The following is a 10,904-nucleotide window of genomic DNA, read 5'->3' as shown; positions in this document are numbered from 1 at the left end:
GGCGGGGGCGCGGGGGCGCGGCGGGGGCGCGGGGGCGCGAAGGGGAGGGGGCGGGGGCACTAGGTTGGGGGGATGGCGGAGGGCAGCGTGTTGGTTACCGGGGGGGCTGGGGGGCTCGGCGGGGCGGTCGTCACCGCGTTCGTCGAGGCGGGCTGGCGGGTGGTCGTACCGGAGCGGAAAGCCCGGCCCGGGTCGGAGCCGGCGGCGGCCGGACCGGTCCGGGTCGTCGCGGACCTGGGCGACCCGACGGGCGCGGCGCGGGCGGTCGAGGCCGCCACCGGCGAACCGGCGGCGCCGCTGCGCGCGGTGGTCAACCTGGTCGGGGGGTACGCCAGCGGCGGGCTGGTGCACGAGACACCGGTCGAGGAGTTCGAGCGGATGCTCACCGTCAACCTGCGGCCGACCTACCTGGTCACCCAGGCCGCGCTGCCGCACCTGGTGGCGTCCGGCGGCGGCGCGGTGGTCTGCGTCTCGGCCCGCGCGGCGGTCGCCCCGTTCCGCGGCGCGGCCGGCTACTCGACGGCCAAGGCGGCGGTGCTGGCCTTCGCCAACGCGGTCGCGGTGGAGTACCGGTCGCAGAACGTCCGCTGCAACACCGTGCTGCCCAGTGTCATCGACACTCCGGCGAACCGGGCGGCCCAGCCCGACGCCGACCACTCCCGCTGGGTGACCCCGGACGAGATCGCGCCGGTGATCCGGTTCCTCGCGTCGGGCGAGTCCGCCCCGACCAGTGGCGCCACCATTCCGGTCTACGGGCGGGCCTGAGCCGCCACCGGGCCGGCGTCCTCTCCGCCCGACGCGGACGGCGGTAGCCAGGTCTCCAGGTGCGCCTGAATCTGCTCGGTCACCTCCTCGGCCGGGCGGCCCGCGTCCACCAGCACGAAGCTCGGATATTCGGGCAGTGCCCGGTAGGCGGTGTCGGCGGCGGTCAGCCACCCCATCGTCTCGTGGTCGGTGCCGCGCTGCTCGATGCGCCGGTACGCCTCCGCCGGGTCGACGGCGAGCAGGAAGGTCACCTGCGGCGTCGGGAACAGCCGGTAGCCGGCCCGCGCGAGCCGTTCCCAGCGCTGCCCGCCGTGCGCCCGGATGCTCGCGTACTGGCAGGCCGAGTAGCGGTCCATCACCGCTGTCCGGCCGGTGAGCAGGCAGGTGAGCAGGGCGATGGCGATGGCGAGCCAGCGCAGCACCGACTCCACGGCCAGTACGCCGTCCCGCCCGATCAGCCGTTGCGCGTCCGGCCGGCCGAGCCGCCGGGCGAGCCGGCCGAGCCAGCGCCGGCCACTGGCGTTGCGGCGGTAGGTGGCGGGGCGTCCGGCGGCGGTCAGCGCGTCGGCCAACCGGTGCGCCTGGGTGGTCTTGCCCGAACCGTCGATGCCGATCAGGGCGACGGTGCGCAATCGGGCCTTGCGTCGTCGCGTCCCCGATGATCTGGCCACCCTCCACAGGTTATCCGACCCACGCACCTGGTCCGCGAGGTTTGTGGTGCTTCATCCCTGTTGACGCCCTACCGCGACGGCACCAGGTGTGGACGACCGGAATGCCGGGTACCGGAGTTGGAAATCCAACCGCCGGTCCACCAACACGACGACGGGAGAACCAGATGGCTGAGCGCGGGGACGAGAGTCTGGTACACACCCTCAAGAAGGTCGCCGCCGTGCTCAAGCAGTCCGAGATTCCGTACGCCCTGGGCGGCAGCTTCGCCGTCTACGCCCACGGTGGCCACTCCAGTGACCACGACGTCGACTTCCTCATTCGGGAGGCCGACGTGGAACAGGCGCTGGAGGCTCTCGTGGCCGCCGGCTTCGTCGCCGAGCGGCCTCCGGAGGACTGGCTGGTGAAGGTCTTCGACGACGGCCGGATGGTGGACCTGATCCACCGGCCGATCGAGACGCCGGTGACCGAGGAGACGTTCGCCGACACGGTCGTCCGGCCGGTGGACGCGATTCACATGCCGGTGCTGTCCGCCACCCAGCTGATGGTGCACAAACTGCTCAGCTTCTCCCAGCACTACTGCGACTTCGCCCGCGGTCTGCCGCTGGCCCGCTCGCTGCGGGAGCAGATCGACTGGGAACGGGTACGCAAGGAGACGCAGCACTCGCCGTACGCCGAGGCGTTCCTGGTGCTGTTGGACCGGCTGGAGGTGGTGCCGGACGCCGGCACCCTGCCAGGAGAGGGGACATCGTGACCCACCATCGCGACATCGGCGCCGGGCCCCCGGACGAGTACGTCGAAGCGGAAATCCAACGGTTGCTCGTCGAGGACCCCGCCGTCGCCGAACAGGGAATCACCGTGATCCGACGGGAACGCGCCCTCGTGCTCCAAGGCGAGGTGGAGAGCCCGCACCGGCGGGAGGAGATCCTGCGTCGGGTGTCCGAGCGCTTCCCGGACGTGCCCGTCACCAGCGATATCGGGGTGATCCGCACGCAGGCGCCCACGGAGATCGAGCAACTGCCCTGAGGAGGTTTCATGGTGATCCGGATCGCCGCCGTGGGCGACGTGCATCTGGACGAGGACGTGGTCGGCCGGTTCCGACCGGCGTTGGAGGAGCTGCCGGAGTGCGCCGACGTGCTGCTGCTGGCCGGGGACCTGACCCGGCACGGCACCGAGGCCGAGGCGCGCTGCGTGGCGGAGGAGTTCGGCGGTTTGGCGGTACCGGTGGTGACCGTGCTGGGCAACCACGACCACCAGTGTGACCAGGTGCCACAGGTGGTCAAGGTGCTCGAGGACGCGGGCATCACCGTGCTGGAGGGCAACGGCGTCGTGTTGGACTGCGCGGGTGGCCGGCTCGGCATCGCCGGCGTCAAGGGCTTCGGCGGCGGCTTCGCCGGGCGGTGCGCGAGTGACTTCGGCGAGCCGGAGATGAAGGCCTTCGTACGGACCACCACCGACAGCGCGGACCGCCTCGGCGCGGCACTGCGCTCGCTGGACTGCGACATGCTGGTCGCGCTCACCCACTATTCGCCGGTGCCGGACACGCTGGTCGGGGAGCCCCTGGAGATCTACCCGTTCCTCGGGTCGTACCAGTTGGGGCAGGCGATCGACTCGGCGCCCACGGCGCTGGCCGTGCACGGGCACGCGCACGCCGGCACCGAGCGCGGCACGACCCCAGGTGGGGTGCGCGTCCGCAACGTCGCGCACCCGGTGATCAAGCAGGCGTACAGCGTCTTTCACGTTGGCGATCAACTCGACACCGACCAGGTTTCCCCGATCGGCCAGTCGGGTAGTCAGAGGTCATGGAGCTGATTCTCTGGATTCTCGCAGTCGTACTCGTGGTCGCCGGCATTCTCGCGCTGTTCCGCCGGCAGATCCTGTGGGGCATCGTCCTCATCGTCGTCGGGCTTTTGGTCGGCCCGGGTGGTGTCAGCATCTTCAATTAGCGTTCGTCAGCCGTAACACCGGGACCCGCCGGGGTCGCCGCGACCGGAGCTTCGTCCTCCCAGACAGGAGCATCGGTCGCAGCGATCCCGGCGCTTTTTCGTGGGGTTTGACGGGTTCCGGCCGGCGAGCGTGGTGGGCGCCGCCGGAAACCACGTAGCGCCCGCTCAGCAGCGAGGGACGTTCGGGATGTAGCCGTCGTAACCGGTGTACACGTACGCGTCGGCGATGTAGCGGCCGGAGCCGATCCGGTCCCAGATCGAGCTGGTGCCGTACGTGCCGGTGACCGTGGTGCCGCTGGTCTGGCAGGCGATGGTCACCCGGGTGCCGTCGGCGACGGTGCCCACCGAGGCGTACCCGGTGCCGGGGCCGGAGCGGACGGTCAACGGCGTGCCACTGGTGTCGACCGTGCCGTTGCCGCTGCCCGAGGAGCAACCGTTGTCGCTGGCGTAGCTCCTGGTGCCCCAGTACAGCGCGAGGGTGCCGTTGAAGCGGACCTGAATGTCGGCGCCGTCGAGGCGCTGCTCGTAGTGCAGGTGCGGGCCGGTCGAGCCCCCGGTGCTGCCCACCCAGCCGAGCACCTTGCCGTACCCGACCGTCTGCCCGACCGAGACGTTGAAGCCGTTGAGGTGCGCGTAGTACGTGCTGTAACCGCCACCGTGGTTGATTCGGACGTACTTGCCGTAGCTGGTGCCACCGAGGTCGGTCACCCGGTCGACAGTGCCGGGGGCGCTGGCGACCACCGGGTCGCCGAGGTCGTCGGTGCGGTTGAAGTCGACGGCGTACGCCGGGCTGTGGTCCGACCGGGTCTGCCCGGACCAGGACTGGCCACACGGGAACGGCACCTTGAAGGTCGGCGCGGCCAGCGCCGGGGTCGCCGGCACCAGGGCTCCCCCGACGAGAAGACCCGTCACCAGCAGGCTGATCCACCGCTTTCGCATACAGCTCCTCCTATGTCGAAAACCTTCGATCCCGTGCGGTCAGCCTGACAGATATCGTCAATCTTCGAAAGAGTCCCCAGCATGTCCCGGGAGCGCGCCCACCAGGCAGCTCGCAGGTTTCCGGATTGTTACTCGCTCGTGTCTGACAGGGGGTGGACCGGACCGGATGCAAGCGCTTACATGTGTGCACGCCCAATCGGACCGGCGACGGGTCACCAGCGGAGACCGCGCCGGCTAGGAAGGAGGACGGCATGGCGGTCTTTACCAGACCACGCCAGGCCTTCGTGATCGCCGGCGTACTCGGGTTGGCGCTCAGCGCCACCGCCTGTGGTACCGGCGACGACAAGAAGAGCAACAACGCGGGCTCCGCGGAGTGCGCCGCATACGAGAAGTACGACGGCCACGACGGCAAGAAGGTCTCCATCTACGCGTCCATCCGTGACGCCGAGGCCGACCTGCTCAGGAACTCCTGGAAGACGTTCGAGGACTGCACCGGCATCGAGATCGACTACGAGGGCAACGCCGAGTTCGAGGCGCAGCTCCCGGTCCGGGTCGACGGTGGCAACGCGCCCGACCTGGCCTTCGTGCCCCAGCCGGGCCTGGTCAAGCGGTTCGCCGACGCCAACAAGCTGAAGTCCCTCGGTGCCGACACCAAGACGATGGCCGAGCAGAACATGCCGGCCGACTGGCTGAAGTACGGCACCGTCAACGGCACCCTCTACGGTGTGCCGCTCGGCGCCAACGTGAAGTCCTTCGTCTGGTACTCGCCGAAGCTCTTCAAGGAGAAGGGCTGGACGGTCCCCACCAGCTGGGACGACATGATCAAGCTCAGCGACACGATCGCGGCGAGCGGCATCAAGCCGTGGTGCGCCGGCATCGAGTCCGGTGACGCCACCGGCTGGCCGGCCACCGACTGGATCGAGGACGTGATCCTGCGTACGCAGGGCCCCGAGGTCTACGACCAGTGGACCACCCACGCCATCCCGTTCAACGACCCGCGGATCGTCGACGCGGTCAACCGGGCCGGCACGATCCTCAAGAACGAGAAGTACATGAACGGCGGCTTCGGCGGGGTGAAGAGCATCGGCACCACCGCCTTCGGTGAGGCCGGCCTGCCGGTCACCACCGGCAAGTGCGCCATGCACCGGCAGGCGTCGTTCTACGCCAACCAGTTCCCCGAGGGCACCAAGGTGGCCGAGGACGGCGACGCGTTCGCCTTCTACTTCCCGGCCATCGACACGGCCAAGGGCAAGCCGGTGCTCGGCGCGGGCGAGTTCGTCGTCGGCTTCACCGACCGCCCCGAGGTGCAGGCGGTGCAGACCTACCTCGCCTCGGCGGAGTACGTCAACAGCCGCGCGAAGCTCGGCAACTGGGTCACGGCGAACAACAAGCTGGACATCGCCAACGTCGCCAGCCCGATCGACAAGCTCTCCGTCCAGATCCTGCAGGACAAGACCGGCGTCTTCCGCTTCGACGGATCCGACCTGATGCCGGCCGCGGTCGGCGCGGGGACGTTCTGGAAGGGCATGGTCGAGTGGATCAACGGCAAGGACACCGCGTCGGTGCTCCAGGGCATCGAGAGCAGCTGGAAGTGATCTGAACGGTGGGCCGGTCCGCACTCGCGGGCCGGCCCACCGACGGATCTGGACCTGGGAGGGTCGATGGAGTTCGACTTCGCTGAGGAACAGCCGAAGTTCCTCATGCTGATGTACGGGCTGATCGCTTTCGTCGCGGTGGTGGGCGGTCTGCTCCTGCTTCTCGACGTGGTGCCGGCCTGGTTCGCTCGACGGCGGGAGGCGCAGCTGGTCGCCGCGTCCGTCAGCGGTGCCCCGCTCCCCCGTCGACGAAAGCAAGGAGAGGGACTCTTCGCGCTCTTCTTCCTGCTGCCGACGCTGCTACTCCTCACGGTCGGGTTGGTCGTGCCGGCCATTCGCACCACGCTGCTCTCCCTGATGGATGGAAGCAGCACCAACTGGGTGGGACTGCGCAACTACAGCTGGATGTTCTCCGACGACTCGATCGTCCGGGTCCTGATCAACACCCTGGTCTGGGTGGTCCTGGTCCCACTGGTGGCGACCGGGTTCGGTCTGATCTACGCCGTACTGGTGGACAAGGCCAGGTTCGAGGCGGTGGCGAAGTCACTGATCTTCCTACCGATGGCCATCTCCTTCGTCGGCGCCAGCATCATCTGGAAGTTCGTCTACGCCTACCGGGGCGAGGGCGACCAGATCGGTCTGCTCAACCAGATCGTGGTCAGCCTGGGCGGCGAGCCGAAGCAGTGGCTGCTCGAGTCACCGCTGAACACGCTGCTGCTGATCGTCATCATGGTCTGGATCCAGGCCGGTTTCGCCATGGTGGTGCTCTCCGCCGCGATCAAGGCGATCCCCGGTGACATCGTCGAGGCCGCCCGGCTCGACGGCGTCAGCCCGTGGCAGATGTTCTGGCGGATCACCATGCCGAGCATCCGACCGGCGCTGATCGTCGTGGTGGTGACGCTCACCATCGCCACCCTCAAGGTCTTCGACATCGTCCGGACCTCGACCAACGGCAACTACGACACCAGCGTGATCGCCAGCGAGATGTACAACCAGGCCTTCCGGTACGGCCAGAACGGGCAGGGTTCCGCGCTCGCGGTCTTCCTCTTCATCCTGGTCATCCCGGTCGTGATCTACCAGATCCGTAACCTCCGTCAGCAGCGGGAGGGCTGAGATGACCACCGCAACGCCCACCGTCGCCGCCGGCACCCAGAAGACCGACGGCACCCCGACCACCACGGCCGGCCGGGTCCGCAAGCGCCTGAACAGCCGTACCGCGACGCTCGTCTCGATCGTCATCGCGGTGGTCTGGACCATCCCGACCTTCGGTCTGCTCGTCTCCTCCCTCCGACCGGAGGACGAGATCAAGACCACCGGCTGGTGGACGGCCTTCACCAACCCGCAGTTCACCTTCGAGAACTACGAGCAGGTCCTGTTCGGGCGGTCGGCGTCCTCCGGGCAGCTCGCCGGTTCCTTCATCAACTCGCTGGCGATCACCATCCCGTCGGTGCTCTTCCCGCTCGCCTTCGCGTGCCTCGCCGCGTACGCGCTGGCGTGGATCAACTTCCGCGGCCGGGACTGGGTATACATCGCGATCTTCGCGTTGCAGATCGTGCCGTTGCAGATGGCCCTGGTGCCACTGTTGAAGTTCTTCTCCACCGGCGTCACCCTCGGCGGCGTGACCCTGATGCCGGCCTGGGACCTGGTCGACGAGCAGAAGTTCGCCCAGGTGTGGTTCGCGCACACCTGCTTCGCGCTTCCATTCGCCGTCTTCCTGCTGCACAACTTCATCTCGCAACTGCCGGGGGACCTGATGGAGGCGGCCCGGGTCGACGGGGCCACCCACCCGAAGATCTTCCGCACCATCGTGCTGCCGCTGATCACCCCGGCGCTGGCGGCGTTCGGCATCTTCCAGTTCCTCTGGGTCTGGAACGACCTGCTGGTCGCGCTGATCTTCGCCGGCGGCGGCAACGAGACGGCCCCGCTCACCGTCAAGCTCGCCGAGATGGCCGGCACCCGAGGCAACGAGTGGCAGCGGCTGACTGCCGGCGCGTTCGTGTCGATCGTCGTACCGCTCATCGTTTTCCTGTCCCTGCAGCGCTTCTTCGTGCGAGGTCTGCTCGCCGGCAGCGTCAAGGGCTGACCCGCAGCGCCCGCCGCCGCCTGGCCCCTCGGGCGGCGGCGGGCGCTCCGGGCACCGAGCGGGGGAAACCGTGACGAAGATCGATGATGTGGCCCGGCTGGCCGGGGTGTCCACGGCCACCGTCTCGCGGGCTCTGCGTGGACTGCCAACCGTCTCGGCCGCCACCCGACGCCGGGTGATCGCCGCCGCCGAACAGCTCGACTACGAGGTCTCGCCCAGCGCGTCCCGGCTCGCCGGCGGCCGCACCGGCACGGTCGCGGTGGTGGTTCCCCGGATCACCCGATGGTTCTTCAGCACCGTCGTCGAGGCGGTCGAGGAGTACCTCCACCAGTCCGGCTACGACCTGCTGCTCTACAACCTCGGCGGCCGGGAACAGGTCCGCCAGCGGGTCCTGCGGACGGCCAACCTGCACAAGCGGGTGGACGCCATGATGCTGGTCGCCACGCCGCTGCGTCCGGCCGATCTGACCGCGCTGGCCACGCTGGAACTGCCCGGCGTCACCATCAGCTCGGGCAGCAGGGTGCCCAACTGGCCGTGCGTACGGATCGACGACGTGGCGGCGGCCCGGACCGCCACCCAGCACCTGATCGACCTCGGCCATCACCGGATCGCCCACATCTCCGGCGACCCGGACGACGAGCTGGCCTTCACCACCCACCTCGACCGGCGTCGGGGTTACCAGGCGGCGCTGCGCGCCGCCGGCCTACGACCCGACCCGACCCTGGACATCGAGTCCACCTTCACCATCGACGGCGGCAACTCGGCCACCGCCGAGCTGTTGGCCCGCGGCGAGCCGCCGACCGCGATCGTCGCCGCCTGCGACGAGATGGCGATGGGCGCGCTGACCGCCCTGCGCGACGTCGGGCTGCGGGTGCCGCAGGACGTCAGCGTGGTCGGCATCGACGACCACGACCTGGCCGGTGTGCTCGGGCTCAGCACCGTCGCCCAGCCCGCCGCCGAGCAGGGCAGGCTGGCCGCCCAGATGCTGCTCGACCCGCTCGGGGCCCGACCGCCGGGCCCTGTCGTCAGTCAGCGGGGCGCCGGTTGCGACACTCCGGTGGTCCTGCCCACTCGTTTGGTGGTCCGGGACTCAACCGCACCGCCCCGGGCACACTGACATCACCACACCGCAACACGGGAGACGACCCTGAACACCGACCCGACGCAGCAGACCTCCTCCGGTCACCCCGCCACCGGCTGGTGGACCGAGGCCGCCATCTACCAGATCTACCCGCGCTCGTTCGCCGACTCGGACGGGGACGGCATCGGTGACCTGCCGGGCATCACCGCCCGCCTCGACCACCTGGTCGAGCTGGGCGTCGACGCGGTGTGGCTCTCTCCCTTCTACCCCTCACCGCAGGCCGACGCCGGCTACGACGTGGCCGACTACCGCGACATCGACCCGCTGTTCGGCACCCTGGCCGACGCGGACAAGCTGATCGCCGAGGCCCGGTCCCGCAACCTGCGGGTGATCGTCGACCTGGTCCCGAACCACACCTCCTCGGCGCATCGCTGGTTCCAGGCCGCGCTGCCGGCCGCGCCGGGCAGCCCTGAACGGTCGCGGTACATCTTCCGGGACGGCCGTGGGCCGGCCGGCGACCAGCCGCCGAACGACTGGCAGAGCGTCTTCGGTGGGCCAGCCTGGACCCGGACGGTGGACGCCGACGGGCAACCCGGCCAGTGGTACCTGCACCTGTTCGACACCGGGCAGCCGGACCTCAACTGGGACAACCCGGAGGTGCACGCGGAGTTCCTGGACGTGCTGCGGTTCTGGCTGGACCGCGGTGTGGACGGCTTCCGGGTCGACGTGGCGCACGGCCTCATCAAGCAGGCCGACCTGGCCGACTGGCAGGAGCCCCAGGAGATCCTCTCCGGCAACGAGATCGACAAGCCCCGGCCGCCGATGTGGGACCAGGACGGCGTGCACGACATCTACCGGCAGTGGCGGCAGGTTCTGGACAGCTACCCCGGTGAGCGGGTGCTGGTCGCCGAGGCCTGGGTGGAGCCGGCCGAGCGGCTGGCCCGCTACGTCCGCCCGGACGAGATGCACCAGGCGTTCAACTTCGAGTACCTGCTCGCCGCGTGGACCGCACCCGCCCAGTACGCGGTGATCACCCGCTCGTTGGAGGCGACCGACTCGGTCGGCGCGCCGACCACCTGGGTGCTCTCCAACCACGACGTGGTGCGGCACGCCTCCCGGCTGGGCCTGCCGATCGGCACCGTACGCCCCAACGGCATCGGCATCGGCGACCCGCAGCCGGACGCCGCACTCGGCCTCCGCCGGGCTCGGGCGGCCACCCTGCTGATGCTCGCGCTGCCCGGCTCGGCGTACCTCTACCAGGGTGAGGAGCTGGGTCTGCCCGAGCACACCACGATGCCCGACGAGGCCCGGCAGGACCCGACCTGGGCGCGCAGCGGGCACACCCAACGGGGCCGCGACGGCTGCCGGGTGCCGATCCCGTGGGAGGCCGACGCCCCGTCGTACGGCTTCGGGCCGACCGACGCGAGCTGGCTGCCGCAGCCGGCGCTCTGGGCGGAGTACGCGCTGGACCGCCAGCGCGACGTGCCCGGCTCGACGTACGAGCTGTACCGCACGGCGCTGCGGTTGCGCCGGGCGCACGGGCTGGGTCGCGGCACCCTGGAATGGTTGTCCTCCGGCGACGAGGTGCTGCGCTTCCGCAACGGTGAGCTGACCGTGCTGACCAACTTCGGTGCCGCCCCGGTTCCGGTGCCAGCCGGTGCCGAGGTGCTCGCCGCCAGCGCCCCGCTCGACGACGACGGCGCGGTGCCCACCGACGTCACGGTCTGGCTGCGCGGCTGATCTCGCGCCGACCGGCCCGACCCGCAGACCGGCCCGACCCGCCGAGCGGTACTCGCGGCGGGCGGGCCGGTCGGGGCAGGCCGGTCGGG

General features: G+C 70.0%; 12 protein-coding genes. 10 read left to right on the top strand and 2 right to left on the bottom strand.

Features of this window, described 5'->3' with window-relative positions; all coding sequences use genetic code 11:
* Positions 1–72: 72 nt before the first annotated feature.
* A complete protein-coding gene (locus ABZU52_RS30030; protein WP_354974316.1) occupies positions 73–765 on the top strand; it encodes an SDR family NAD(P)-dependent oxidoreductase in 693 nt (230 codons plus the stop codon).
* Here the strand turns inward: ABZU52_RS30030 and ABZU52_RS30025 are convergent.
* Positions 750–1,436, bottom strand: coding sequence for a dTMP kinase (locus tag ABZU52_RS30025; RefSeq protein WP_354974315.1), 687 nt, complete (start codon positions 1,434–1,436; stop codon positions 750–752). The two genes, ABZU52_RS30030 and ABZU52_RS30025, sit on opposite strands and share 16 nt — an antisense overlap.
* 164 nt (positions 1,437–1,600) lie before the next feature.
* Here ABZU52_RS30025 and ABZU52_RS30020 point away from each other — a divergent pair, with 164 nt between their 5' ends.
* Genes ABZU52_RS30020 through ABZU52_RS30005 form a run of 4 tightly spaced genes read left to right on the top strand, consistent with a single transcriptional unit; the run spans position 1,601 to position 3,377 of the window.
* The gene (locus ABZU52_RS30020; protein ID WP_354974314.1) at positions 1,601–2,185 is read left to right on the top strand and encodes a nucleotidyltransferase; all 585 of its coding nucleotides are present in this window, start codon (positions 1,601–1,603) and stop codon (positions 2,183–2,185) included.
* The gene (locus ABZU52_RS30015; protein WP_354974313.1) at positions 2,182–2,457 is read left to right on the top strand and encodes a hypothetical protein; all 276 of its coding nucleotides are present in this window, start codon (positions 2,182–2,184) and stop codon (positions 2,455–2,457) included. Before ABZU52_RS30020 ends, ABZU52_RS30015 begins: the two co-directional genes overlap by 4 nt.
* A gap of 9 nt (positions 2,458–2,466) precedes the next feature.
* A complete protein-coding gene (locus tag ABZU52_RS30010; RefSeq protein WP_354974312.1) occupies positions 2,467–3,243 on the top strand; it encodes a metallophosphoesterase in 777 nt (258 codons plus the stop codon).
* Positions 3,234–3,377 carry a GPGG-motif small membrane protein gene (locus ABZU52_RS30005; RefSeq protein ID WP_007464364.1) on the top strand — a complete coding sequence of 48 codons (144 nt, stop codon included), beginning with the start codon at positions 3,234–3,236 and terminating at the stop codon, positions 3,375–3,377. The genes ABZU52_RS30010 and ABZU52_RS30005 overlap by 10 nt, the downstream gene beginning before the upstream one ends.
* Before the next feature lie 165 nt (positions 3,378–3,542).
* Here ABZU52_RS30005 and ABZU52_RS30000 read toward each other — a convergent pair whose 3' ends face one another.
* Positions 3,543–4,316 (bottom strand): peptidoglycan DD-metalloendopeptidase family protein, encoded by a 774-nt coding sequence (locus tag ABZU52_RS30000; RefSeq protein WP_354974311.1) that lies wholly within the window; start codon positions 4,314–4,316, stop codon positions 3,543–3,545.
* A gap of 251 nt (positions 4,317–4,567) precedes the next feature.
* Between ABZU52_RS30000 and ABZU52_RS29995 the strand changes: the two genes are divergently transcribed.
* The 5 genes from ABZU52_RS29995 to ABZU52_RS29975 all read left to right on the top strand — a co-directional run bounded on the left by ABZU52_RS29995 (position 4,568) and on the right by ABZU52_RS29975 (position 10,815).
* Positions 4,568–5,911, top strand: a complete 1,344-nt coding sequence (locus tag ABZU52_RS29995) for an ABC transporter substrate-binding protein (RefSeq protein WP_354974310.1) — start codon at positions 4,568–4,570, stop codon at positions 5,909–5,911.
* 66 nt (positions 5,912–5,977) lie between these two features.
* Positions 5,978–7,024: a sugar ABC transporter permease gene (locus ABZU52_RS29990; RefSeq protein WP_354974309.1), complete on the top strand. Its 1,047-nt coding sequence runs from the start codon at positions 5,978–5,980 to the stop codon at positions 7,022–7,024.
* A 1-nt stretch (position 7,025) separates the two neighbouring features.
* Complete coding sequence (locus tag ABZU52_RS29985; protein ID WP_354974308.1) at positions 7,026–7,994, top strand: carbohydrate ABC transporter permease; 969 nt, start codon at positions 7,026–7,028, stop codon at positions 7,992–7,994.
* Between the two features lie 70 nt (positions 7,995–8,064).
* On the top strand, positions 8,065–9,111 hold the full coding sequence (locus ABZU52_RS29980; protein WP_354974307.1) for a LacI family DNA-binding transcriptional regulator: 1,047 nt from the start codon (positions 8,065–8,067) through the stop codon (positions 9,109–9,111).
* A 30-nt stretch (positions 9,112–9,141) separates the two neighbouring features.
* Positions 9,142–10,815, top strand: coding sequence for a glycoside hydrolase family 13 protein (locus ABZU52_RS29975; RefSeq protein ID WP_354974317.1), 1,674 nt, complete (start codon positions 9,142–9,144; stop codon positions 10,813–10,815).
* Positions 10,816–10,904 lie beyond the last annotated feature (89 nt).

It is taken from the genome of Micromonospora sp. NPDC005220, assembly GCF_040607895.1.
Classification (GTDB): domain Bacteria; phylum Actinomycetota; class Actinomycetes; order Mycobacteriales; family Micromonosporaceae; genus Micromonospora.
This window is presented reverse-complemented; position numbering and strand designations above follow the sequence as displayed.